This is a genomic window from Xanthomonas sp. (assembly GCF_017163755.1).
In the GTDB taxonomy this organism is placed as follows: Bacteria; Pseudomonadota; Gammaproteobacteria; order Xanthomonadales; family Xanthomonadaceae; genus Xanthomonas_A.
In genome coordinates this window covers 214,627-237,808 of the sequence record NZ_JAFIWC010000001.1, presented here as the reverse complement: position 1 = coordinate 237,808, position 23,182 = coordinate 214,627, and the positions used below count along the sequence as shown (strand labels likewise).

Sequence of the window (23,182 nt, the reverse complement as noted above, 5' to 3'; positions counted from 1 at the left end):
CGTGCGGCGCCGTTCACGCGGCGTGGAAGTGGCGGCTCGGTATCCTACGATACGCATGCGCATTGTCCCGGGACAGACCGGGCACGCACTCCCCCCGAGACGCGTAAAGGAGCCGCCGTTGAGCGAGCGCGACGACGATCAACCGCCTTCCTCCCCCCGACAGCCGGAACCGGACCCCGGGCGGCGGCGCCCGCCGGACGAGGCCAACGCTGGCGCCGACGACAAGCCGTCGCCGCTGAAGAACCCGAAGGTCAAGTGGACGCTGATCGCGATCGGCGTGCTGGTCGCGCTCGCGCTGCTGGCGTGGCTGACCTATTACCTGCGGGTCGGGCGCTACCTGCAGGACACCAACAACGCCTACCTGCAGGCCGATTCGGTCGCCGTCGCCCCGCGCGTCAACGGCTACGTCACCGCCGTGCACGTGCGCGACAACCAGATCGTCGAGGCCGGGCAGCGGCTGCTGCAGATCGATCCGCGCACCTACACCGCCACCTTGCAGCAGGCCGAGGCCGCGGTCGCCGCGCGCCAGGCCGACATCGCCGCCGCGCAGGCCAACGTGGCCGCGCAGCGCGCGCAGCTGGCGCAGGCGCGCACCCAGGTCGCCGCGGCGGCCGCCAGCCTGCGCTTCGCCCAGGCCGAGGTGAAGCGCTTCGCGCCGCTGGCCGCGTCCGGCGCCGACACCCACGAGCACCAGGAGAGCCTGCGCCACGACCTGGAGCGGGCCAGGGCGCAGCACGACGCGGCGCTGGCCCAGGTCGCCGGCACCGAAAGCCAGATCCAGGCCGGCAGCGCGCAGCTGGAGCAGGCCCAGGCCGGGCTGAAGCAGGCCCAGGCCGACGCCGACCAGGCGCGCGTGGCGGTCGAGGACACCGTGCTGAGCAGCCGCATCCGCGGCCGCGTCGGCGACAAAACGGTGCAGGTCGGCCAGTTCCTGTCGGCCGGCACCCGCACCATGACCATCGTGCCGCTGGACGCGCTGTACCTGGTCGCCAACTTCAAGGAGACCCAGGTCGGGCTGATGCGTCCCGGGCAGCCGGCGCAGATCGAAGTGGACGCGCTGTCCGGGGTGACGCTGCACGGCAAGGTCGAGAGCCTGTCGCCGGGCACCGGTTCGCAGTTCGCGCTGTTGCCGCCGGAGAACGCCACCGGCAACTTCACCAAGGTCGTGCAGCGCGTGCCGGTGCGCATCCGCCTGCTGGTGGGCGAGGAGGCGCGCAAGGTGCTGGTGCCGGGCATGTCGGTGGAGGTCACCGTGGACACGCGTTCGGCCAGGGACGCCAAGGCGCGCGCCGAGGACGAGTCCGAGCGGCTGCAGGCGCGCAGGGAGCCGTCACGATGAGCGCGGCCGCGGTCGCCGGCGAACCTGCCGGCGGCAGCGCACGCAAGGCCGACGCCGGCGCCTGGCTGGCGGTGGCCGCCGGCACGATCGGCTCGTTCATGGCGACGCTGGACATCTCCATCGTCAACGCCGCGCTGCCGACGATCCAGGGCGAGGTCGGCGCCAGCGGCACCGAAGGCACCTGGATCTCGACCGCGTATCTGGTCGCGGAGATCGTGATGATCCCGCTGACCGGCTGGTTCGTGCGCACCCTGGGATTGCGCAACTTCCTGCTGATCTGCGCGCTGATGTTCACCGCGTTCTCGGTGCTGTGCGGGCTGTCGACCTCGCTGCCGATGATGATCGTCGGCCGCGTCGGCCAGGGCCTGGCGGGCGGCGCGCTGATCCCCACCGCGCTGACCATCGTCGCCACGCGGCTGCCGCCGGCGCAGCAGACCACCGGCACCGCGCTGTTCGGCATGACCGTGATCATGGGCCCGGTGATCGGCCCGCTGCTCGGCGGCTGGCTGACCGAGAACGTCAGCTGGCACTACGCGTTCTTCATCAACGTGCCGATCTGCGCCGGGCTGGTGGCGCTGCTGCTGCTCGGCCTGGAGCACGAGAAGGCCGACTGGCGCGGGCTGCTGGACGCCGACTGGCTGGGCATCTACGGGCTGACCGCCGGGCTGGGCGGATTGACCGTGGTGCTGGAGGAAGGCCAGCGCGAGCGCTGGTTCGAGTCCACCCAGATCAACGTGCTCAGCGCGATCGCCCTGACCGGCTTCGTCGCGCTGGTGGCCGGGCAGTTCCGCCGCCGCGCGCCGGTGATCCGCCTGTCGGTGCTGCTGCAGCGCAGCTTCGGCGCGGTGTTCGTGATGGTGATGGCGGTGGGCATGATCCTGTTCGGGGTCATGTACATGATCCCGCAGTTCCTGGCCACGATCTCCGGCTACAACACCGAGCAAGCCGGCTACGTGCTGCTGCTGGCCGGGCTGCCGACGGTGCTGCTGATGCCGATGATGCCCAAGCTGCTGGACGTGGTGGACGTGCGCATCCTGGTGATCGGCGGCTTGTGCTGCTTCGCCGGCGCCTGCTTCGTCAACCTGTCGCTGAGCGCGGACACCGTGGGCAAGCACTTCGTGGCCGGGCAGTTGCTGCAGGGCTGCGGGCTGGCATTCGCGATGATGGCGCTGAACCAGGCCGCGATCTCCTCGGTGCCGCCGGAGCTGGCGGGCGATGCGTCGGGGCTGTTCAACGCCGGGCGCAATCTCGGCGGTTCGGTCGGCCTGGCGCTGATCTCCACGTTCCAGGAGCGGCGCATGACCTTCCACACCGAGATGATCGGCAGCGCGGTGACCGCCAACTCGGTGCGCGCGCAGGAATTCCTCGGCGGGCTGGCCGCGCAGCTGCAGGGCAGCGCCGGCGGCGAGGCCGCGGCGCAGGCCGGCGCGCGCCTGGCGCAGGTCGTGCGGCAGCAGGCGCTGGTGATGACCTACAGCGACCTGTTCTGGATCTTCGGGGTGATCGTGGTTTGCACCATCCCGTTGGCCTTCCTGCTCAAGCCGTTGCCGAAGGGGACCCACCTTGCGATGCACTGACGCCACCGCGTTTCGAACGTCCATCCCGCACCGGGCGCCGCTGGCGGCGCTGTGCGCGCTGCTGCTCGGCGGCTGCGTGCTCGGTCCGGACTACGTCAGGCCGCCGGCGGTGGCCGAGCCGGCGCTGCGGGCCCCGGCGCTGCACCGTGCCGGCGAGGCCGAGGTGGTCCGCGCCACACCGCTGAACCGCTGGTGGGATGGCCTGGGCGATCCCACGCTGACCCAGCTGGTGGAACAGGCGCTGGCCGACAGCCCGGACCTGCGCGCGGCCGAGGCGCGGCTGCGCGCCAACCGCGCGCTGGCGCGCCAGCGCCGCGCCGAGCGGCTGCCGCAGGTCGGCGCCAGCGCCGCGTACGTCTACGCGCAGCCGCCCGAGTCGGTGCAGAACGCGGTCGACGGCGCGGTCGAAGGCGCCACCCAGGCCGCGCAGCAGACCGGCGGCGACGCGGCGGCGCAACAGGTGCGCCAGGCCTTCGGCGACCTCGACCTGGACCACGCCGAGCTGTACAACGTCGGCTTCGACGCCAGCTGGGAACTGGACCTGTTCGGGCGCCGCCGCCGCGCCGCCGAGCAGGCCGCGGCCGAGGCCGAGGCGGCGCAGGCGCAACTGGCCGATGCGCAGGTGCAGCTGGCCGCCGAGGTCGGGCAGGTCTACCTCAACTATCGCGGGCTGCAGGCGCGCCTGGCGATCGCCGAGCAGAACCTGGACAAGGCGCGGCAGACCCTGGCGCTGACCCGGCAACGGCGCGAACGCGGCGCCGATTCGGACCTGCAGGTCGAGCGCGCCGCCACCCAGCTGCGGCAGCAGGAAGCGCAGCGCCTGCCGCTGCTGGCGCAGGCGCAGGAGGCGATGGACCAGCTGGCGCTGATGGTCGGGCGCGAGCCCGGCGCGCTGGACGCGCTGCTGGCCACGCCCCGGCCGCTGCCGCAGCTGCCGGCGGCGGTGCCGGTGGACGACGCCGCGGCGCTGATCCGGCGCCGTCCGGACGTGCGCCAGGCCGAACGCGAGCTGGCCGCCGCCAACGCGCAGATCGGCCAGGCGCTGTCGGCCTACTTCCCGCAGGTCACGCTGCTCGGCAGCCTGGGCATGGTCGCCACGTCGCCGGGCGATCTGGACTCCGACGCGCTGACCGCGCTGGTGGCGCCGTTCCTGCGCTGGTCGGTGTTCGACTTCGGCCGCACCGGCGCGCGCGTGGAGCAGGCGCGCGCGGGCACCGACGCGCGCGCGGCGGCCTACCAGGGCAAGGTGCTGGCCGCGCTGCAGGACGCCAACGGCGCGCTGTCGCGGTTCGGTTCGGCGCGGCGCCAGCTGCTGGTGGCGCGGCAGGCCGAGGGTTCGGCGACGCGCTCGGCGGCGCTGATGCAGCAGCGCCGCGACGCCGGTGCGGCCTCGCTGATCGACGCACTGGACGTGCAGCGCCAGCAACTGGCCGCGCAGGACGGCGCGGTGCAGGCGCAGGTGCAGTTGCTGGTCAACTACGTGGCGCTGCAGAAGAGCCTGGGACTGGGCTGGGGCGAGCCGGTGCGGCGGTGAGCGACCGCGGCCGGGCGTCGGCGCCGCGGCACGCGCCGGGCGCGCCCGCGAGCCCGGCACGCGGCCGATGCGCCCGCGCCATCGCCGCCGGCGGCCGCCACGGCCACGGCGCTGCACATGGCGCCGGCTTTTTGCCATGATGCATGCACGCGCCGGCAGCACGGCAGCGGCGGCAGGCCTGCGCCACGGCCCGCTGCGCAAGCGGGCAGGCAACCGACGGGGAGTTCCATGTCAGTGATCGAGGCAAGGCCGGAGCGCGTCCCGGCAGCGAGCGCAGGCGGCGAGGCCTACCTGTCGATCGTCGAGGTGCGCAAGGAGTTCGACGGCTTCGTCGCGCTCGACGACGTCAGCCTGCAGATCCGCAAGGGCGAGATCTTCGCGCTGCTCGGCGGCTCGGGCAGCGGCAAGTCCACGCTGCTGCGCTGCCTGGCCGGCTTCGAGACCCCGACCCGGGGCCGCATCACCCTCGATGGGCAGGTGCTCAACGAGCTGCCGCCGTACGAGCGCCCGCTCAACATGATGTTCCAGTCCTACGCGCTGTTCCCGCACATGAGCGTGGAGCAGAACATCGCCTTCGGGCTGAAGCAGGACGGGCTGTCGCGCGCGGCCATCGCCAGGCGCGTGGGCGAGATGCTGGAACTGGTGCGGCTGGACAAGCTCGGCAAGCGCAAGCCGCACCAGCTGTCTGGCGGCCAGCAGCAGCGCGTGGCGCTGGCGCGCTCGCTGGCCAAGGGGCCCAAGCTGCTGCTGCTGGACGAGCCGATGGGCGCGCTGGACAAGAAGCTGCGCTCGCAGATGCAGCTGGAGCTGGTCAACATCATCGAGACCTCCGGGGTGACTTGCGTGATGGTCACCCACGACCAGGAGGAGGCGATGACCATGGCCACGCGCATCGCGCTGATGGATGCCGGCTGGATCCAGCAGGTCGGCACCCCGGACGAGATCTACGAGCAGCCGGCCAACCGCTTCGCCGCCGAGTTCATCGGCTCGGTGAACCTGATCGACGCGGTCATCGATGAGGACCTGCCGGACTACGTGACCCTGCGCGCCGGCGCGTTTGCCGACAGCATCTACGTCGGCCACGGCATCACCGGCATCACCGGCCAGCCGGTGTCGTTCGCGGTGCGCCCGGAGAAGCTGGGCATCGGCAAGGACGCGCCGGCGCAGCCGCACAACAAGGCGCAGGGCACGATCGAGGACATCGCCTATTTCGGCAGCCATTCGGTGTACCACGTGCGCCTGCCCAGCGGCGTCAAGCTGATGGCCAACTTCACCAACCAGCAGCGCTGGGCCAGCGACAACCTGACCTGGGGCGACGCGGTGTGGGTGTGGTGGGGCGACAACGACGGCGTGGTGCTGACCGCATGAGCGCGCCCGCCGCCCCGGCCGCGCCTGCCGCGCCATCCGTGGCGCCGCGGCGCTCCCTGCCGCAGCGCCTGCGCCGCTTGCGCCGCCTGCCCGGCGCGCGCTGGGCGGTGATCGCCGCGCCGTACCTGTGGCTGTTGCTGTTCTTCGCGATCCCGTTCCTGATCGTGCTGCGCATCTCCTTCGCCGAGCAGGCGATCAGCAGCCCGCCGTACACCTCGCTGCTGGACTACACCGACGGCGTGCTGACGCTGAAGTTCACCCTGCAGAACTACCTGGCGCTGGTGCGCGACAACCAGTACATCGCCGCCTACTGGGGTTCGATCAAGATCGCCGCGATCTCCACCGCGCTGACCCTGCTGATCGGCTATCCGATGGCCTACGTGATCGCGCGCATGTCGCCGGCGGCGCGCAACATCGCGATGATGCTGGTGGTGCTGCCGTCGTGGACTTCGTTCCTGATCCGCGTCTACGCCTGGATCGGCATCCTCGACAGCAACGGCGTCCTCAACCGGGCGCTGCTGGCGCTGGGGCTGATCGACGCGCCGCTGCGGATCCTGTACACGCCCATCGCCGCCTACATCGGCATCGTCTACTGCTACCTGCCGTTCATGGTGCTGCCGCTGTACGCCACGCTGGTCAAGCAGGACCACCGCCTGCTCGAGGCCGCCTACGACCTGGGCGCGCGGCCGTGGAAGGCGTTCGCGACCATCACCCTGCCGATGTCGCGCCCGGGCATCGTCGCCGGCTGCATGCTGGTGATGATCCCGGCGGTGGGCGAGTTCGTGATCCCGGAAATGCTCGGCGGGCCGGACACGCTGATGATCGGCCGGGTGCTGTGGGGCGAGTTCTTCAACAACCGCGACTGGCCGGCGGCCTCGGCGGTGGCGATCGCGATGCTGGCGCTGCTGATGCTGCCGATCCTGGTGTTCAACCGCTACCAGCAGCGCCAGCTCGAAGGCACGCTGACATGAGCGGCGGACGCGGCGGGCGCGTGTTCGGCTGGGCGGTGCTGAGCGGCGGCTTCGCCTTCCTGTACCTGCCGATCCTGCTGTTGATGGTGTATTCGTTCAATTCCTCGAAGCTGGCCACGGTATGGGCCGGGTTCTCGACCAAGTGGTACGGCGAGCTGCTGCGCGACCGGCAGATCCTGCAGGCGGCGTGGATCAGCCTGAAGGTCGCGTTCTGGACCGCGACCGCGGCGATGGTGATCGGCACGCTGGCGGCGATGGTGATGACCCGCTTCCGCCGCTTCCCCAGCAAGAGCCTGTTCGGCGCGCTGGTCACCGCGCCGCTGGTGATGCCGGAGGTGATCATCGGCCTGTCGATCATGATGATGCTGGTGTCGATGGGCGGCATGATCGGCATCCCGCCCAAGGGCGTGACCGCGATCTGGGCCGCGCACGTGACCTTCACCCTGTCCTTCGTCACCGTGGTGGTGTCCTCGCGGCTGCAGGAACTGGACCGCTCGCTGGAGGAGGCGGCGATGGACCTGGGCGCGAACCGGCTCAAGGTGTTCTTCCTGATCACCTTGCCGATCATCGCCCCGGCGCTGGTGTCCGGCTGGCTGCTCGCGTTCACGCTGTCGCTGGACGACGTGGTGATCGCCAACTTCGTCGCCGGGCCCAATTCGACCACGCTGCCGATGACCGTGTTCTCGTCGGTGCGGATGGGCCTGAAGCCGAAGATCAACGCGCTGGCCACGCTGATGGTGCTGGCGGTGTCGATCGCCGCGTTCGTCGGCTGGTGGCTGATGGCGCGCACCGAACGCCGGCGCCAGCGCGACATCCAGCTGGCGCTGCAGAACGGCGGCTAGGCGTTTCCCTGGTCCGTTTGCCTGCGACCGGTCCTCGGTGGAGCGGCTGCGTGCGGGTGGCCTGCGCCATTAGGCGCGTCAGGCCTTGCACGATGGAGCTGCCGCGGCTGTAGGTCCGCGCTTCACGAAGTGGCCATCCAGGGCTTCGCTGCTTGAAACCCAGGTCGCAATGCTCTGGCCACCGCGCTCGGAAGCTTCTCAGCAGACGAAAAAACGGCAGCTCGCGCTGCCGTCTTTTTGCCTGACGATGGCGGCGATCAGGCCGCGCGCACCTGCGCCACGATCGCCGCGGCCTTGGCCGCGCTGTCGCGCACCTTGTCCCACTGCCCGTTGGCCAGCCAGTCCTTTGGCACCATCCACGAGCCGCCGATGCAGACCACGTTCGGCTGCGCCAGGTACTCGGCCGCGGTGCTCTCGCCGATGCCGCCGGTGGGGCACAGCTTCAGTTCCGACAGCGGCCCGGCCAGGCCCTTGAGCATCGCCAGCCCGCCCACCGCCGAAGCCGGGAACAGCTTGCACACGCGGAAGCCGCGCGCCATCAGCGACAGCAGCTCGGTCGGCGTGGCGGCGCCCGGCACCACCGGCAGCGGCGCCTGCGCCAGCGCATCGGCCAGCGCCGGCGGCGTGCCCGGGGTGACGATGAAATCGGCGCCGGCGTCGATCGACTGGCGCAGCTGGGTCTCGCTGAGCACGGTGCCGGCGCCGATCACGATGTCCGGCAGCTCGCGCTTGAGCATGGCCAGCGCTTCCATCGCCACCGGCGTGCGCAGGGTCAGTTCGATCGCGGGCAGGCCGCCTTCGAGCAGCGCGGCGGAAACGCGGCGCGCCTCGTCCAGGCTGTGGACGGTGACGACCGGCAGGATGCCGGCCGCGCGCAAGAGCTGTTCGGCTTTGTTCTGGTGTTCTGCGATGGTCATGGAGGTCTCGGGTTCGCGGTGTGGGTCGGGTCGCGCCGGCGTTCGGGCGCCGGCGCCGTGCGGGGGCACGCGGGGCTAGGCGTCCTTTTCCTCATGCGGCGCCTCGGCCGCTTCCGGGTTGTGTCCCAGTTCGTATTCGGCGTCGTAGTCCCACACGTCGCCGGTGGCCGACGGCGGGCCGCAGGAAATCGACATCGCGCCCTGGTCGGCGGGGCCGACCACGCGGCGGTTGACCGCGAACAGGTTGCGGCCGATGTCGTTGGCGGCCGGCGAGGTGTTCGGCGCCGGGGTGCGCGCGGCCCATTCGGCGGCATCGACCAGCACTTCCAGCGTGCCGGCTTCGCCGTCCAGGCGCACGATGTCGCCTTCGCGCACCAGCGCGATCGGGCCGCCGCGCGCCGCCTCCGGGGTGACGTGGATCGCCGCCGGGAACTTGCCCGAGGCGCCGGACAGGCGCCCGTCGGTGACCAGCGCCACGCGCCGGCCCTGGTTCTGCAGCAGGCCCATCAGCGGCGCCAGCGAATGCAGCTCGGGCATGCCGTTGGCGCGCGGGCCCTGGTAGCGCAGCACCACCACGAAGTCGTGCGGCAGCACGCCGGCGGCATGCAGCTTGTTCAGGGCCTGCGGCGCGTCGATCACCACCGCCGGCGCTTCGATGGTGCGGAACTGCGGCTTGACCGCGGACAGCTTGATCAGCGACTTGCCCAGGTTGCCGCGCAGCAGGCGCAGCCCGCCCTGCGCCTCGAACGGGTTCGAGGCCGGGCGCACCACGGTCTCGTCGGCGCTCTTGGCCGGGCTCGGGGTGTAGGCCAGCGCACCGTTCTGCACGCACGGCTCGTCGCCGTAGGCGCGCATGCCGCCGGGCACGATGGTGGGCAGGTCGTCGTGCATCAGCCCGGCGTCCATCAGTTCGCGGAACACGTAGCCGATGCCGCCGGCCGCGGCGAAGTGGTTCACGTCGGCCTCGCCGTTGGGGTACACGCGCGCCAGCAGCGGCACGATCTGCGACAGCGCGTCCAGGTCGTCCCAGGTCAGCACGATGCCGGCCGCGCGCGCCACCGCCACCCAGTGGATGGTGTGGTTGGTGGAGCCGCCGGTGGCCATCAGCGCGACCGCGGCGTTGACGATCGCGCGCTCGTCGATCAGCCGGCCCAGCGGGCGGAAATCGCTGCCCAGCGCGGTGATGCGCAGCGCGCGCTCGGTGGCTTCCAGGGTCAGCGCGTCGCGCAGCGGCGTGCCCGGGTTGACGAACGAGGCGCCCGGCAGCTGCACGCCCATCGCTTCGAGCAGCACCTGGTTGGAATTGGCGGTGCCGTAGAACGTGCAGGTGCCCGGCGCGTGGTACGAGGCTGACTCGGCGGCGAGCAGTTCCTCGCGCGTGGCCTGGCCGGCGGCGTAGCGCTCGCGCACCTCGGCCTTCTGCTTGTTGGGGATGCCCGGGGTCATCGGCCCGGCCGGCACGAACACCGCCGGCAGGTGGCCGAAGGCCAGCGCGCCGATCAGCAGGCCGGGCACGATCTTGTCGCACACGCCCAGGTAGATCGTGGTATCGAACATGTCGTGGCTCAGGCCGATCGCGGTGGCCTGGGCGATGATGTCGCGCGAGAACAGCGACAGCTCCATGCCGGCGCGGCCCTGGGTGACGCCGTCGCACATCGCCGGCACGCCGCCGGCGACCTGCGCGGTGGCGCCCAGCGCGCGCGCGGCGTTGCGGATGATCTCCGGGTAGTGCTCGAACGGCTGGTGCGCCGACAGCATGTCGTTGTACGCGGTGACGATGCCCAGGTTCGGGGTGATGCCGCCTTCCAGCCGGCTCTTGTCGGTCGGGCCGCAGGCGGCGAAACCGTGGGCCAGGTTGCCGCAGCTCAGGCGGCTGCGGAACGGGCCGTCGCGCAACGCGGCATCGATGCCGGCCAGGTAGGCGCGCCGCGACGCGGCGCTGCGCTGGCGGATGCGTTCGGTGATGGCGTGGATTTTCGGATGCAGGGTCATTGGCTGAGATGGCTATGAGTGGGGTGGCCGGGACTCGGGACCGGGGACCGGGGACCGGGAAAAGCGGAGATGCGGCGGGGCAGGGTTGTTCCGGGTCCCTGGTCCCCGGTCCCCGGTCCCGGCTTCATTCGCACCAGTGCACGCGCAGGCGCGCGCCGGGCGCATCCAGCGCCACGCGGATCGGGTATTCGTGCGCATCGCTGCCGGCCAGCGCCTTGTTCAGCACGTCCAGCTTCTGCTTGCCGCGCAGCAGCAGCAGGCGCTGGCCGATCGGCGCCAGGCCGGCCGGGGTCAGGGTGATGCGCAGCGGCCAGGTGTTGGCGCCGGGGCAACCGGTCGCGTCCAGCGCGGCGTACGGCAACGGATTGGCCAGCGCCTTGGACAGGTCGGTGGCGCCGGGGAACAGCGAGGCGGTATGGCCGTCGCCGCCCATGCCCAGCACCGCTACGCACGGCACCTGCGCATGCCGCGCATGCAGGTTGGCGGCGTGCACGCAGTCCTGCAGCGGCTTGCCGACCCGCACCAGCGGCTCGAAGCGCGCGCCTTCGGCGCGCTCCAGGAAGCTCTGCCGCACCAGGTAGGCGTTGCTGTCGCTGTCCTGCGGCGACAGCCAGCGCTCGTCGACCAGGCCCACTTCCAGCTTGGTCCAGTCCAGCGGCAGCTCGGCCAGCGCCTGGTAGACCGGCGCCGGGGTGGTGCCGCCGGACAGCAGCATGCGCGCGCTGCCGCGCGCGTCGATCTCGTGGCGCAGCACCTGGCCGATCTCGGCCGCGGCCGCCTCGATCCATTCGTCCGGATCGTCGTAGCGGACCAGGGAGATGCGTTCGGACAGCATCGTGTTCATGCGATGACTCCTGTGCGTTCGCGCTCCACGTCCACGGCGTAGGCCGCGGCGCCGAGCAGGCCGGGACGGGGATGGATCACCGCCAGCGACGGTACCCGCGCCATGATCGAGGAAAACCGGCCCTTGTGCTCGAAGCGCTGGCGGAAGCCGGAATGCTGGAGCGCGTCGAGCATCTTCGGCACCAGCCCGCCGGTCAGGAACACGCCGTCCCAGGCGCCCTGCATCAGCACCAGGTCGCCGGCGATGGCGCCGAACACCGCGCAGAACACGTCGATGGTGCGCATGCTGCGGTAGTCGCCCTGCGCTGCGCGCGCGGTGATGTCCGCCGGCTGCAGCGGACCGGGGTCGTCGCCGGCGATCTCGCTGAGCGCGCGGTGGATGTTGACCAGGCCCGGGCCGCAGATCAGCCGTTCGTTGGACACCCGGCCGAACTGCTGCGACAGCAGCTCCAGGATGCGGATCTCCTCCGGCGTGCCGGGCGGAAAGCTGACGTGGCCGCCTTCGGTCTCGAGCGGATAGCAGCGGCCGTTGCGCACCAGCAGGCCGCCCACGCCCAACCCGGTGCCGGGGCCGATCACGCCGTAGTTGCGCGGCTGCTCGATCGGCGCCGGCTGCCATGCCGCGCCGCCGACCTGGACCACGTCCTTGGGCTGCAGCAGGCTGATCGCCATCGCCTGCGCGGCGAAGTCGTTGATCAGGTGCAGTTCCTCGAAGCCGAGCATCGCGCGGGTGCGCGAGCGCGAGATCACCCACGGATGGTTGGTGATCCGCGCCTCGTCGCCGTCCACCCGCCCGGCCACCGCGAACACGCCCTGGCGCGCTTCCACGCCGGTCTGCTGCAGGTAGTGGCGCGCGGCGTCGCCGAGCGACGGGAAATCCACCACCGCGAAGGTCTGCGTGCTGTCGTCGAGCAGCGGCGCCGAGGCGCTGAGGTCGGCCAGCGCGAAGCGCGCGTTGGTGCCGCCGATGTCGGCGACCAGCACCGGGCGCGGCGGAACGCTCATGCCGGCTCCCGCTGCACGGCGCTGGCGTCGTCGGCGGAGACGAAGCGCGCGGCCTGCTCCGGGCCCCAGCTGCCGGCCGGGTAGGGCAGCAGCGGCAGTTGCGCCTGCGCCCAGGCCTCGCTGACGCTGTCGATCCACGCCCACGCCGCGCGCACCTCGTCGTCGCGCACGAACAGCGCGTGGTTGCCGTTGAGCGCGTCGAGCATCAGCCGCTCGTAGGCGATGCGCCGGTGCAGCCCGGTCGGCACGGAAAGTTCGAGTTCCAGCGGCTGCAGTTCCAGCGCGCCCCATTCCGGGCCGGCCAGGCTGCTCATCAGCCCCAGTTCGATGTTCTCCTGCGGCTGCAGCTGGAAGGTCAGCCGGTTCGGCGCCACGTGCCGGGCGTCCGGACGCTCGAACAGCCAGTGGGTGACCGGCTTGAGCGTGACCACGATGCGCGTGGAGCGCTCGGCCAGGCGCTTGCCGGTGCACAGGTGGAACGGCACCCCGGCCCAGCGCCAGTTGTCGATGTAGGCGGTGACGCCGACGAAGGTCTCCACGTCGCTGCCTTCCGGCGGCTGGTAGGCCTGCGCCGGCTGGCCATGGATGCTGCCGGCGGTGTAGCGCCCGCGCACGCTGTCGCGCGCGGCGTGTTCGGCCTGCAGCGGGCGCAGCGCGCGCAGCACCTTGACCTTCTCGTCGCGGATGCGGTCGGCCTCCAGCGACGCCGGCGGCTCCATCGCCACCAGGCACAGCAGCTGCAGGATATGGCTCTGCACCATGTCGCGCAGCGCGCCGGAGCGCGCATAGTACGCATCGCGCCCGTCCACGCCCTCGCTCTCGGCGACCAGGATCTCCACCGATTCGATGTAGTTGCGGTTCCACACCGCTTCGAGCAGGGTGTTGCCGAAGCGCAGCGCGATCAGGTTCTGCACCGCGGCCTTGCCCAGGTAGTGGTCCAGGCGGAACACCCGGTCCTCGTCGATCAGCGTGCCGATCGCCTGCAGGATCTCGCGCGCGCTGGCCGAATCGTGGCCGATCGGCTTCTCCAGCATCAGCCGGTTCGGCGCAGCCAGCGCGCCGCCCAGCGACAGGCCCTGGCAGGTGGTGATGTACAGCCCCGGCGGGATCGCCAGGTAGCTGACGCACTTGCGCGCGGCCAGGTCGCGCACCGCCTCGGCCACCGATTCGGGATTGCGCAGGTCCACCGAGCGGTAGTCGATGCGTTGCAGCAGCGCTTGGATGATCGCCTCGCTGACCTGCGGCATCGCCGTCTGCAGCCGCGGCTTGAGGATCTCGTGGAACTTGGCGGTATCGTGCGGCGACAGCGCCAGCGCACGGATGCGGAAGTCCTCCGGCAGGAAGCCGTCGTCGAGCATGCGCAGCAGCGACGGGAACAGATAGCGCTGGGCCAGATCGCCCGTGGCGCCAAACAGCAGGAAGGTATCGTGCATCGACCGGTTTTCGGTTTCGGGTGACATTTCGTCGATCACCTGGGGGCTAGGGATGTGGCGGGTGGTAAGCAGCGGGCCCGGCCTGTATCCGTCCTGCGGCTCGTGCGGAGCGTAGCGGGGTGTTGCGCCGCGACGGGACGGATCGAGCTGGAGATGAATACGACTGCCAGACCTCTGAGCATACCTGTCCAATGCCTACATCAGGGGCCGGTGCGGCGACGCTGCATCCGGCAGGGCTGGCGGGTCGCATCGCAATGGCCCTCGCAGGCATCGATGTTGCCCCGTGAAAACGGTTACATGGCAGAATAACGCATTGCGGCCGGATTGTTGCCTGTGGCGCAGGCACCATGCAGCGGTCGCATTCGTATGCACTGCCCTCGGGAGGGACCGGCGGCAGCCCGTCACTACTGCCGGAACCGGATACTGGAATATGGCGAAAGTACAGCTGGACAACATCCGCAAGGTCTACGACAACGGCCAGGTCGCCGTGCACGGGGCCAGTTTCGAGGTCGCCGATGGCGAACTGATGGTGCTGGTCGGGCCATCGGGCTGCGGCAAGTCGACCCTGCTGCGGATGATCGCGGGGCTGGAGGAGATCAGCGGCGGCGAGCTGCGCATCGGCGAGCGCGTGGTCAACGACGTGGCGCCGAAGGATCGCGACATCGCGATGGTGTTCCAGAGTTACGCGCTGTACCCGCACATGACCGTGGCCGAGAACCTGGCGTTCGGCCTGAAGCTGCGCGGCGAACCCAAGGACGTGATCGAGCGCCGGGTGGCCGCGGCCGCCGAGACGCTCGGGCTGACGCCGATGCTGGGCAAGCTGCCGCGCGCGATGTCCGGCGGTCAGCGCCAGCGCGTGGCGCTGGGCCGCGCGCTGGTGCGCGAGCCGGCGGTGTTCCTGCTCGACGAGCCGCTGTCCAACCTGGACGCCAAGCTGCGCCATTCGGTGCGTACCGAGATCGCGCAACTGCACCGCAAGCTCGGCACCACGATGATCTACGTCACCCACGACCAGGTCGAGGCGATGACCCTGGGCCAGCGCATCGTGGTGCTCAAGGACGGCGTGATCCAGCAGATCGACACGCCGATGGCGCTGTACGACCGCCCGGCCAACCTGTTCGTGGCCGGTTTCCTCGGCAGCCCGGCGATGAACGTGCTGCAGGGCGAGCTGGTCGCCGACGACGGCGTGCACCTGCGCATGGCCGACGGCTGGCGCGTGCCGCTGGCCGGCGCGCAGGTGGCGCCGCAGTGGCTCGGCCGGCCGGTGGCCATCGGCGTGCGCCCGGAGCATCTGCAGCCGTCGGACGATGCCCGGGCCGGGTTCGACGCCACCATCGAGGTGATCGAGCCGGTCGGCAACGAGATCTTCGTCAACCTCAGTCACGGCAGCCAGCCGCTGGTGATGCGGGTATCGCCGCGCGCGCTGCCGGGGCTGGGCGAGAACCTGCGCGTGGCGGTGCGCGGGGAGGCCTTGCACTTCTTCGACGTGGAAACCGGCGAGCGCCTGCAGGCGGCATAGCGCCCCTTGGCGCGCGCGGTGGTCCGCCGCGCCGATCGCCAGGTGCGGGGCAGGCGCACCGGGTTGGGCAGGTGCGGCGGCTGCGCAGCGCCCGCTCAGCGTGCCAGGCCGTCGCGCAGCGGCTGCCAGCGCGCGGCGTGGTCGCCGACCTGCAATGCCGTCGGCGGCGTTTGCTCCAGCGGCAGCACCGCCAGCGCGAGCGTGCCGGCGACGCTGACCACGCTGCCCAGCGGCTGCCCGTCGCGCAGCACCTGCGCGCCGGCCTCGGCCGTGCCGTCCACTTCCAGCAGCTGCGCCGCGCGCTTGGCCTTGCCGAGGAAATGCGTGCGCGCCACGATCTCCTGGCCCGGATAGCAGCCCTTCTTGACGCTGAAGGCGTGCAGGCGGTCCAGCGCCAGCTGCTGCGGGGTCCACTGCTCGCGTTGCGCATCGCCCAGGCGCGGCAGGCCCAGGCGCAGATCGGCCTGGCGCCAGGCGTCGGCGAACGCCGGGTCGGCGCGGGCGGTGCCGGCCTGCGCCAACAGCAAGGTGCGCGGAAGACCGTCGCCGCCCAGGTCCAGTTCGATCGCGTCCCCGTCCAGCGTCGCCAGCCGCGCGCCGTGCGCCTGCGCGGGCGCCGCCAGCCGCCCCAGCGCCACGAGGTCTTCGCGGTGCGCGATGCGCAGCTTGCGGCGGAACACGAAACGGTTCAGCGCCGCGGCCAGTTCCGCGCCGGCGCCGTCGGACAGCGCGAGCAGCAACGCGTCGTCGGCGAGCTTGAGCAAGGCGAAGACCGCGATCACGCGGCCTTTCGGCGTCAGCCATGCGTTCCACTGCCAATGCCCGGGCGCGAGCGCCTGCACGTCGTTGGCGAACTGCGCCTGCGCGAAAACGACCGCATCGGGACCCTGCAAGGCGACGCATTGCAGTTCGGGCACGGCGCAAAAGCCGTCGAAAGCGAGATTCAGGTTGTCAGGCACGAGGGGGAGGACTAAAATTACATTGTTGTGAGACCCGCATGATAGGCCAACCAACCCCCACACCCGAGCCCGATACCGAAACGCAGCGACCCGCCGAGGAGGACACTCCGGAAGCGGCGCCTGCGCCACGGGAGATCGGCGGTCGCGGCGGCCTCGAGCCGACGCGCTACGGCGACTGGGAGAAAAACGGACGCTGCATCGATTTTTGAGCAGCATTGAGCCAACGCGGCCCTAAGCACGCCGCCCAGCCGAGACAACGAGCCCAGCGAATGGCTATCCGCGAACGTCCTCTGTCCCCCCACCTGCAGGTCTATCGCTGGCAGATCCAGATGGTGACCTCGATCCTGAATCGAGTCACCGGCATCGTGCTGGCGATCGGCGCGCTGGTGATCGCCGCCGCGCTGCTGACGCTGATGCTCGGCCCGGCCTCCTGGAACTGTTTCCGCGACCTCGCCGGCGCCTGGTACGGCCAGGTGTTCCTGTTCGGCTGGACCTGGTGCTTCGCCTTCCACCTGTTCGGCGGCCTGCGCCACATCCTGCAGGACTTCGGCCAGGGCTACGCGGTGCGCTCGTTCGTCACCATCGGCTGGCTGTCGGTGATCCTCAGCTTCGTGCTGACCGCCGCCGTCTGGGCCTACGTGTTGCTGGGAGCCGGCGCATGAACCGTTACCGCACTCCGCTGAAGAACGTCCGCGGCCTCGGCGCCGCCAAGACCGGCACCGAGCATTTCGTGGTGCAGCGCCTGACCGCCACCGCGCTGGTGCCGCTGTCGATCTGGTTCCTGATCTTCGTGCTGAGCCTGATCGGCTCGGACTACGTGGCCGCCACCGAGGCGGTGGCCAAGCCGTGGAACGCGATCCTGCTGGTCGGCTTCCTCATCGCCTCCTTCTGGCATGCGCAGCTGGGCATGCAGGTGGTGCTGGAGGACTACGTGCATACCTCGCTGCTGGCCCTCGCGGCGCAGACCATCGTGCGCTTCGTCGCCGTGCTCGGCGCCATCGTCAGCGTGTTCGCCGTGGCGCGCATCGCGCTCGGCATCGCCTGATCCGCCGGCGACCCACCTAGGAATCCAGAATTCGATGTCCGCTTACAAGATCACCGAACACAAGTACGACATGGTCGTGGTCGGCGCCGGCGGCGCCGGATTGCGCGCCACCTTCGGCCTGGCCGCCAAGGGGCTGCAGACCGTCTGCCTGACCAAGGTCTTCCCGACCCGTTCGCACACCGTGGCCGCGCAGGGCGGCATCTCCGCCGCGCTCGGCAACATGGGCGAGGACGACTGGCGCTACCACTTCTACGACACCATCAAGGGTTCGGACTGGCTGGGCGACCAGGACGCGATCGAGTACATGTGCCGCGAGGCGATCCCGGCGATCATCGAGCTGGAGCACTACGGCGTGCCGTTCAGCCGCACCGAGGACGGCAAAATCTACCAGCGTCCGTTCGGCGGCATGACCACCAAGTACGGCGAAGGCCCGTCGGCGCAGCGCACCTGCGCGGCGGCCGACCGCACCGGCCACGCGATGCTGCACACGCTGTACCAGCAGTCGCTGGCGCGCGACGCGCGCTTCATGATCGAGTACTTCGCGCTGGACCTGATCTTCGACGAAGAAGGCGTATGCCGCGGCGTGCTGGCGCTGGACATGGCCGAAGGCTCGCTGCACCTGTTCCGCGCCCACGGCGTGGTGCTGGCCACCGGCGGCTACGGCCGCGCCTACTTCAGCGCCACCTCGGCGCACACCTGCACCGGCGACGGCGGCGGGCTGGTGATGCGCGCCGGGCTGCCGATGCAGGACATGGAGTTCGTGCAGTTCCACCCCACCGGCATCTACGGCGCCGGCTGCCTGATCACCGAGGGCGTGCGCGGCGAAGGCGGCATCCTGCGCAACAGCAACGGCGAGCGCTTCATGGAGCGCTACGCGCCGCACTACAAGGACCTGGCCTCGCGCGACGTGGTGTCGCGCTCGATGACCATCGAGATCCGCGAAGGCCGCGGCGTCGGCGAGCACAAGGACCACATCCTGCTCGACCTGACCCACCTCGGCCCGGAGGTGATCAACGAGAAGCTGCCGGGCATCGCCGAGAGCGCGCACATCTTCGCCGGCGTCGACGTGGCCAAGCAGCCGATCCCGGTGATCCCGACCGTGCACTACAACATGGGCGGCATCCCGACCAACTACCACGGCGAAGTGGTGCGCAAGAACGGCGACGACCCCGATTCGGTGGTGCCGGGCCTGTACGCGATCGGCGAGGCGGCCTGCGTGTCGGTGCACGGCGCCAACCGCCTGGGTTCCAATTCGCTGCTCGACCTGGTGGTGTTCGGCCGCGCGGTGGCCAACCGCTGCGCCGAGACGATCAAGACCGGCATGCCGCACAAGACCCTGGCCGGCGATTCCTGCGACAAGGCGCTGTCGCTGCTGGACAAGCTGCGCAACGCCAACGGCTCCACGCCGACCTCGGTGATCCGCGACAAGATGCAGCGCACGATGCAGTCCGACGCGGCGGTGTTCCGCACCAGCAAGACGCTGAAGGAAGGCGTGGACAAGATGGCCGAGATCTTCGCCACCTTCGAGGACGTGAAGGTCTCCGACCGGTCGCTGGTCTGGAACTCCGACCTGATCGAGACCTACGAGCTGAACAACCTGCTGCTCAACGCGGTGGCGACGATCAACTCGGCCGAGCAGCGCAAGGAAAGCCGCGGCGCGCACGCGCACGAGGACTTCCCGGACCGCGACGACGTCAACTGGCAGAAGCACACGCTGGTCACCGTCGACGACAAGGGCCAGTGCAGCTTCGACTACCGCCCGGTGCACATGTACACGCTCAGCAAGGACGTTGACGTGGTGCCGCCGAAACCGCGCGTCTACTGACCAAAGCCGGGATTGGGGATTGGTGATTCGGGATTCGAAACCCTTCGCTTCCTGCTCTCGCCGTATCCCCAATCCCTAATCCCCAATCCCGGATTTTAAAAGCCATGGCAGAGTTCACCCTCCCCAAGAATTCCAAGATCGGCAAGGGCAAGCACTTCCCGGCCAAGGGCGCGAAGAACGCGCGCACCTTCAAGATCTACCGCTGGAATCCGGACGACGACAGCAATCCGCGCACCGATACCTACGAAATCGACCTGGACGCGTGCGGCCCGATGGTCCTGGACGCGCTGATCAAGATCAAGAACGAGATCGATCCGACGCTGACCTTCCGCCGTTCGTGCCGCGAGGGCATCTGCGGCTCGTGCGCGATGAACATCGACGGCACCAACACGCTGGCCTGCACCCGTGCGATCGCCGACTGCCACAAGGCCGAGGTGCCGATCTACCCGCTGCCGCACATGGACGTGATCAAGGACCTGGTGCCGGACCTGACCCACTTCTACGCGCAGTACGCGTCGATCAAGCCGTGGATCCGCACCCAGACCCCGCCGCCGCCGGACCGCGAGCGGCTGCAGTCGCCGGAAGACCGCAAGAAGCTCGACGGCCTGTACGAATGCATCCTGTGCGCATGCTGCTCGACCAGCTGCCCGAGCTACTGGTGGAACGGCGAGCGCTACCTGGGCCCGGCGATCCTGCTGCAGGCCTACCGCTGGATCATCGACTCGCGCGACGAGGACACCGGTGCGCGCCTGGACGACCTGGAAGACCCGTTCAAGCTGTACCGCTGCCACACCATCATGAACTGCGCGCGGACCTGCCCGAAGGGCCTGAACCCGGCGCTGGCGATCGCCGAGATCAAGAAGCTGATGATGGCGCGCCGCGCCTGATACGCGGCGGACCCACACGACGGGCGCGCCCGTCGGATTGCGCGGCATCGGCCTTCGGGTACGGTGCCGCGTTCGTTGGCGGCGGCGGCCGCTCAGCAGCAGGGCGATGCGATGGACGAAGCCACCGAACTGAAGAAGCTGCGCTGGCGCTGCCGGCGCGGCATGCGCGAGCTGGACCAGCTGTTCGGCCGCTACCTGGACCGCCGCTGGGTGCAGGCTTCCGAGGCCGAGCGCGGGGTTTTCCTATACCTGCTCGATTGCGAGGACGATAAGTTGTGGCGCTGGTTCATGGGCTACGAGGCCTGTCCCGATGCGCGCGCCGCCGAACTCATCGCCACCATCCGCGCCTTGCCGGCTTGAATGGCGCCCCTCGCGCTGGCTGCTCGCCGCGCTGGGGCTGTTGACGCTGCTGGCGCCGGTTTCGCTGCTGCTGTCGGACCTGGCGCCGCTGCTGGCCTGGCCGGCGGCGCTGGGCGCCATGCTGTACGGGGCCGCGCTGCTGCGGCGCGAAGCGCGGCGGCCGTCGCGCGCGCTGACCATTCCGGCGGCCGGCGCGGCCACGGTCGACGGCCAGGCGGTGGAGGAACTGCAGGTGGACTGGCGCGGGCCGCTGGCGTTCGTGCGCTGGCGCGACCGGCACGGCAGGGTGCGGCGGCTGGCGTGGTGGCCGGACACGCTGCCGGCGGCGGCGCGACGTGAACTGCGTCTGGCCGCTCATGCACGTGCCGCTTCGTCTGCGCCACCGCAGATGGCACCATAGCGTCCCCTGAACGGTGGCGCCCATGTTCAAACCCCTTCCCGTGGCCATCGGCCTGCGCTACCTGCGCGCCAAGCGCCGCAACAACTTCATCTCCTTCATCTCGATGGCGTCGATCCTGGGCATCGCCCTGGGGGTCACCGTGCTGATCACCACCCTGGCGGTGATGAGCGGTTTCCAGAAGGAGATCCGCGACCGCCTGCTGCAGATGGCCGCGCACGCCACGGTCAGCGCGCAGGGCGCCCCGCTGGAGGACTGGCAGCACGCGATCGACGTGGCCAGGCGCGATCCGCGCGTGGCCGGCGCCGCGCCGTACATCGAGAAGGAAGCGCTGCTGTCCGGCAGCCGCAACCAGCCGGCGATGGTGCGCGGCATCCTGCCGGCGGAAGAGGCCAAGGTCTCGGTGCTGGCGCAGAAGATGAAGCAGGGCTCGGTCGACAGCCTCACCCCCGGCTCCTACAACATCCTGCTCGGCCAGGAACTGGCGCTGTGGCTGGGCGTGGGCGTGGGCGACCAGGTGGTGGTGACCCTGTCCGACTTCCAGGGCTCGCCGGTCGGCGTGCTGCCCAAGCTCAAGCGCTTCACCGTCAGCGGCATCTTCGAGGCCGGCTACAACGAGATCGACCGCGGCCTGGCGGTGACCGACATGCAGGACATGCAGCGCGTGCTGCGCATGGGCGATGGCGTCACCGGCGTGCGCCTGAAGCTGCACGACATGGACCTGGCCTGGAGCGTGGCCCGCGACCTGGCGCTGAACCTGCACGGCAACTACCTGGTCAGCGACTGGACCCGGGAGAACGCCAACCTCTACCACTCGCTGAAGATGGAAAAGACGGTGATGGGCATCCTGCTGTCGCTGATCATCGCGATGGGCGCGTTCAACCTGGTGTCCTCGCAGGTGATGCTGGTCACCGACAAGCAGGCCGACATCGCGATCCTGCGCACGCTGGGGCTGAGCCCGGGCGGGGTGATGCAGGTGTTCATGGTGCAGGGCACGCTGATCGGCGTGATCGGCACCGTGGCCGGGGTGATCGGCGGCATCGTGCTGACCTTGAACCTGGAGCGCATCCTCGGCGCGATCGAGGCGGTGTTCAACGTCAAGCTGCTGCCGGAGGACGTCTACTACATCACCGGCCTGCCGACCGACATGCAGCCGCACGACGTGGTGGTGATCACCCTCGTCGCGCTGCTGATGAGCTTCGTGGCCACGCTGTATCCGGCCTGGCGCGCGGCGCGTACGCAACCGGCGGAGGCGCTGCGTTATGAATGAGCATCGGGACATGGGACTCGGGACTCGGGACTCGGAAGTGCAAAAGCCACAGCGTGCCGATGCGGCGATCCGCGCCGAAGGCCTGGGCAAGACCTACGCCGAGGGCAAGATGCGCACGCCGGTGTTCGACGGGCTGGACCTGAGCGTGGCGCCGGGCGAGACCGTGGCCATCGTCGGTGCGTCCGGCGCCGGCAAGAGCACGCTGCTGCACCTGCTCGGCGGGCTCGACGTGCCCACTGCCGGCGAGGTGTACGTGGCCGGGCAGCGCATGTCGGCGCTGAGCGATGCGGCGCGCGGCCAGCTGCGCAACCGCTCGCTCGGCTTCGTCTACCAGTTCCATCACCTGCTGCCGGAGTTCACCGCGCTGGAGAACGTGATGATGCCGGTGCTGCTCGGCGGCGCCGAGGTCAAGGACGCCGACGCGCGCGCGCGCGCCTTGCTGGAATCGGTGGGCCTGGGGCATCGGCTGGAGCACAAGCCCGGCGAGCTGTCGGGCGGCGAACGCCAGCGCGCGGCGGTGGCGCGCGCGCTGGTCAACCGCCCGGCCTGCGTGCTCGGCGACGAGCCGACCGGCAATCTGGACGACAAGACCGCGGCCAACGTGTTCGCGCTGATGCTCGAACTCAACCGCGCCCACGGCACGAGCCTGGCGCTGGTGACCCACGACCGCAGCCTGGCGCGCAAGCTCGACCGGGTGCTGGAGCTGCACGAAGGCAAGCTGCGCGAACTGGCTGCGGCCGACGTCTAGCGTTTTCCTTCCCGCCGATCGCAGATCGCGCGGGATGGGGGCGACTCGCGGGCTTTGGCCTTGGCCATCGGTCGCGACATTGAAGCGCCTGTCGGACCTAAGGCCCGGATCGCCCGCGGCCGCTCATGCGGCATTTCGCTGCCTGCGAAGATGAGGGCGCTGTAGGAGCCTGGCTACGTCCTGCGACCGCCGCGTCGGTGTCGGCGAGCGGGCGCGCGGACCGTCGCCGCCATGGATTGCCGCTGGAAGCGCGTGGTCGCCGGCGCTTCGATGGTCGGCACGACACCGCTGGCCAGCGCGAACCCGCGCATGCATCCGGCGAATTCCTACACGGCTTGTCCGGCTTGCCCG

General features: G+C 70.4%; 22 protein-coding genes. 16 read left to right on the top strand and 6 right to left on the bottom strand.

Features of this window, described 5'->3' with window-relative positions:
- Positions 1-118: 118 nt before the first annotated feature.
- The 6 genes from JR065_RS01035 to JR065_RS01010 all read left to right on the top strand — a co-directional run bounded on the left by JR065_RS01035 (position 119) and on the right by JR065_RS01010 (position 7,631).
- On the top strand, positions 119-1,339 hold the full coding sequence (locus tag JR065_RS01035; protein WP_241093273.1) for an HlyD family secretion protein: 1,221 nt from the start codon (positions 119-121) through the stop codon (positions 1,337-1,339).
- Complete coding sequence (locus JR065_RS01030) at positions 1,336-2,916, top strand: MDR family MFS transporter (protein WP_206231455.1); 1,581 nt, start codon at positions 1,336-1,338, stop codon at positions 2,914-2,916. Before JR065_RS01035 ends, JR065_RS01030 begins: the two co-directional genes overlap by 4 nt.
- 76 nt (positions 2,917-2,992) lie before the next feature.
- Positions 2,993-4,450, top strand: a complete 1,458-nt coding sequence (locus tag JR065_RS01025) for an efflux transporter outer membrane subunit (protein ID WP_429001827.1) — start codon at positions 2,993-2,995, stop codon at positions 4,448-4,450.
- Positions 4,451-4,678: 228 nt separating this feature from the next.
- Positions 4,679-5,818 carry an ABC transporter ATP-binding protein gene (locus tag JR065_RS01020; protein WP_206231454.1) on the top strand — a complete coding sequence of 380 codons (1,140 nt, stop codon included), beginning with the start codon at positions 4,679-4,681 and terminating at the stop codon, positions 5,816-5,818.
- Positions 5,815-6,789, top strand: a complete 975-nt coding sequence (locus tag JR065_RS01015) for an ABC transporter permease subunit (RefSeq protein ID WP_206231453.1) — start codon at positions 5,815-5,817, stop codon at positions 6,787-6,789. Before JR065_RS01020 ends, JR065_RS01015 begins: the two co-directional genes overlap by 4 nt.
- Positions 6,786-7,631, top strand: coding sequence for an ABC transporter permease subunit (locus tag JR065_RS01010; RefSeq protein WP_206231452.1), 846 nt, complete (start codon positions 6,786-6,788; stop codon positions 7,629-7,631). The genes JR065_RS01015 and JR065_RS01010 overlap by 4 nt, the downstream gene beginning before the upstream one ends.
- A 257-nt stretch (positions 7,632-7,888) precedes the next feature.
- Here the strand turns inward: JR065_RS01010 and JR065_RS01005 are convergent, their stop codons facing one another.
- From JR065_RS01005 to zwf, 5 genes are all read right to left on the bottom strand, one after another.
- Positions 7,889-8,548 carry a bifunctional 4-hydroxy-2-oxoglutarate aldolase/2-dehydro-3-deoxy-phosphogluconate aldolase gene (locus JR065_RS01005; protein WP_206231451.1) on the bottom strand — a complete coding sequence of 220 codons (660 nt, stop codon included), beginning with the start codon at positions 8,546-8,548 and terminating at the stop codon, positions 7,889-7,891.
- Positions 8,549-8,623: 75 nt separating this feature from the next.
- Positions 8,624-10,540: a phosphogluconate dehydratase gene (gene edd / locus JR065_RS01000; RefSeq protein WP_206231450.1), complete on the bottom strand. Its 1,917-nt coding sequence runs from the start codon at positions 10,538-10,540 to the stop codon at positions 8,624-8,626.
- 124 nt (positions 10,541-10,664) lie between these two features.
- The gene (pgl, locus tag JR065_RS00995; protein ID WP_206231449.1) at positions 10,665-11,384 is read right to left on the bottom strand and encodes a 6-phosphogluconolactonase; all 720 of its coding nucleotides are present in this window, start codon (positions 11,382-11,384) and stop codon (positions 10,665-10,667) included.
- Positions 11,381-12,388, bottom strand: a complete 1,008-nt coding sequence (glk, locus tag JR065_RS00990; protein ID WP_206231448.1) for a glucokinase — start codon at positions 12,386-12,388, stop codon at positions 11,381-11,383. The genes pgl and glk overlap by 4 nt, the downstream gene beginning before the upstream one ends.
- Positions 12,385-13,821, bottom strand: coding sequence for a glucose-6-phosphate dehydrogenase (gene zwf / locus JR065_RS00985; protein ID WP_206231447.1), 1,437 nt, complete (start codon positions 13,819-13,821; stop codon positions 12,385-12,387). Before zwf ends, glk begins: the two co-directional genes overlap by 4 nt.
- A 430-nt stretch (positions 13,822-14,251) precedes the next feature.
- Between zwf and JR065_RS00980 the strand changes: the two genes are divergently transcribed.
- Positions 14,252-15,340 carry an ABC transporter ATP-binding protein gene (locus JR065_RS00980; protein WP_206231446.1) on the top strand — a complete coding sequence of 363 codons (1,089 nt, stop codon included), beginning with the start codon at positions 14,252-14,254 and terminating at the stop codon, positions 15,338-15,340.
- Positions 15,341-15,435: 95 nt separating this feature from the next.
- Here the strand turns inward: JR065_RS00980 and JR065_RS00975 are convergent, their stop codons facing one another.
- The gene (locus JR065_RS00975) at positions 15,436-16,299 is read right to left on the bottom strand and encodes a folate-binding protein YgfZ (RefSeq protein ID WP_206231445.1); all 864 of its coding nucleotides are present in this window, start codon (positions 16,297-16,299) and stop codon (positions 15,436-15,438) included.
- Positions 16,300-16,337: 38 nt separating this feature from the next.
- Between JR065_RS00975 and JR065_RS00970 the strand changes: the two genes are divergently transcribed.
- The 9 genes from JR065_RS00970 to lolD all read left to right on the top strand — a co-directional run bounded on the left by JR065_RS00970 (position 16,338) and on the right by lolD (position 22,831).
- Positions 16,338-16,508, top strand: a complete 171-nt coding sequence (locus JR065_RS00970; RefSeq protein WP_206231444.1) for a DUF1674 domain-containing protein — start codon at positions 16,338-16,340, stop codon at positions 16,506-16,508.
- Positions 16,509-16,568: 60 nt separating this feature from the next.
- Complete coding sequence (gene sdhC, locus JR065_RS00965; RefSeq protein ID WP_206231443.1) at positions 16,569-16,961, top strand: succinate dehydrogenase, cytochrome b556 subunit; 393 nt, start codon at positions 16,569-16,571, stop codon at positions 16,959-16,961.
- Entirely contained in the window at positions 16,958-17,344 is a 387-nt protein-coding gene (sdhD, locus tag JR065_RS00960) for a succinate dehydrogenase, hydrophobic membrane anchor protein (protein ID WP_206231442.1), read from the top strand. Before sdhC ends, sdhD begins: the two co-directional genes overlap by 4 nt.
- A gap of 34 nt (positions 17,345-17,378) precedes the next feature.
- Positions 17,379-19,169 (top strand): succinate dehydrogenase flavoprotein subunit, encoded by a 1,791-nt coding sequence (gene sdhA, locus JR065_RS00955; RefSeq protein WP_206231440.1) that lies wholly within the window; start codon positions 17,379-17,381, stop codon positions 19,167-19,169.
- 104 nt (positions 19,170-19,273) lie between these two features.
- The gene (locus JR065_RS00950) at positions 19,274-20,056 is read left to right on the top strand and encodes a succinate dehydrogenase iron-sulfur subunit (RefSeq protein WP_206231439.1); all 783 of its coding nucleotides are present in this window, start codon (positions 19,274-19,276) and stop codon (positions 20,054-20,056) included.
- Between the two features lie 111 nt (positions 20,057-20,167).
- Positions 20,168-20,416 (top strand): succinate dehydrogenase assembly factor 2, encoded by a 249-nt coding sequence (locus JR065_RS00945; RefSeq protein ID WP_206231438.1) that lies wholly within the window; start codon positions 20,168-20,170, stop codon positions 20,414-20,416.
- Positions 20,367-20,816: a hypothetical protein gene (locus tag JR065_RS00940; protein WP_206231437.1), complete on the top strand. Its 450-nt coding sequence runs from the start codon at positions 20,367-20,369 to the stop codon at positions 20,814-20,816. The genes JR065_RS00945 and JR065_RS00940 overlap by 50 nt, the downstream gene beginning before the upstream one ends.
- A 22-nt stretch (positions 20,817-20,838) precedes the next feature.
- Entirely contained in the window at positions 20,839-22,083 is a 1,245-nt protein-coding gene (locus tag JR065_RS00935) for a lipoprotein-releasing ABC transporter permease subunit (RefSeq protein WP_206231436.1), read from the top strand.
- A gap of 10 nt (positions 22,084-22,093) precedes the next feature.
- Entirely contained in the window at positions 22,094-22,831 is a 738-nt protein-coding gene (lolD, locus tag JR065_RS00930; RefSeq protein ID WP_206231623.1) for a lipoprotein-releasing ABC transporter ATP-binding protein LolD, read from the top strand.
- Positions 22,832-23,182: the final 351 nt, after the last annotated feature.

Coding starts and splice junctions, on each gene's coding strand:
- JR065_RS00935 (WP_206231436.1), top strand. CDS start 20,839: ATGTTCAAACCCCTTCCCGTGGCCATCGGCCTGCGCTACCTGCGCGCC.
- glk (WP_206231448.1), bottom strand. CDS start 12,388: ATGAGCGTTCCGCCGCGCCCGGTGCTGGTCGCCGACATCGGCGGCACC.
- JR065_RS00980 (WP_206231446.1), top strand. CDS start 14,252: ATGGCGAAAGTACAGCTGGACAACATCCGCAAGGTCTACGACAACGGC.
- JR065_RS01030 (WP_206231455.1), top strand. CDS start 1,336: ATGAGCGCGGCCGCGGTCGCCGGCGAACCTGCCGGCGGCAGCGCACGC.
- sdhC (WP_206231443.1), top strand. CDS start 16,569: ATGGCTATCCGCGAACGTCCTCTGTCCCCCCACCTGCAGGTCTATCGC.
- JR065_RS00950 (WP_206231439.1), top strand. CDS start 19,274: ATGGCAGAGTTCACCCTCCCCAAGAATTCCAAGATCGGCAAGGGCAAG.
- JR065_RS00940 (WP_206231437.1), top strand. CDS start 20,367: ATGCGCGCGCCGCCGAACTCATCGCCACCATCCGCGCCTTGCCGGCTT.
- pgl (WP_206231449.1), bottom strand. CDS start 11,384: ATGAACACGATGCTGTCCGAACGCATCTCCCTGGTCCGCTACGACGAT.
- JR065_RS01015 (WP_206231453.1), top strand. CDS start 5,815: ATGAGCGCGCCCGCCGCCCCGGCCGCGCCTGCCGCGCCATCCGTGGCG.
- sdhA (WP_206231440.1), top strand. CDS start 17,379: ATGTCCGCTTACAAGATCACCGAACACAAGTACGACATGGTCGTGGTC.
- sdhD (WP_206231442.1), top strand. CDS start 16,958: ATGAACCGTTACCGCACTCCGCTGAAGAACGTCCGCGGCCTCGGCGCC.
- JR065_RS01010 (WP_206231452.1), top strand. CDS start 6,786: ATGAGCGGCGGACGCGGCGGGCGCGTGTTCGGCTGGGCGGTGCTGAGC.
- JR065_RS00945 (WP_206231438.1), top strand. CDS start 20,168: ATGGACGAAGCCACCGAACTGAAGAAGCTGCGCTGGCGCTGCCGGCGC.
- zwf (WP_206231447.1), bottom strand. CDS start 13,821: ATGCACGATACCTTCCTGCTGTTTGGCGCCACGGGCGATCTGGCCCAG.
- JR065_RS00970 (WP_206231444.1), top strand. CDS start 16,338: ATGATAGGCCAACCAACCCCCACACCCGAGCCCGATACCGAAACGCAG.
- edd (WP_206231450.1), bottom strand. CDS start 10,540: ATGACCCTGCATCCGAAAATCCACGCCATCACCGAACGCATCCGCCAG.
- JR065_RS01020 (WP_206231454.1), top strand. CDS start 4,679: ATGTCAGTGATCGAGGCAAGGCCGGAGCGCGTCCCGGCAGCGAGCGCA.
- lolD (WP_206231623.1), top strand. CDS start 22,094: ATGGGACTCGGGACTCGGGACTCGGAAGTGCAAAAGCCACAGCGTGCC.
- JR065_RS01005 (WP_206231451.1), bottom strand. CDS start 8,548: ATGACCATCGCAGAACACCAGAACAAAGCCGAACAGCTCTTGCGCGCG.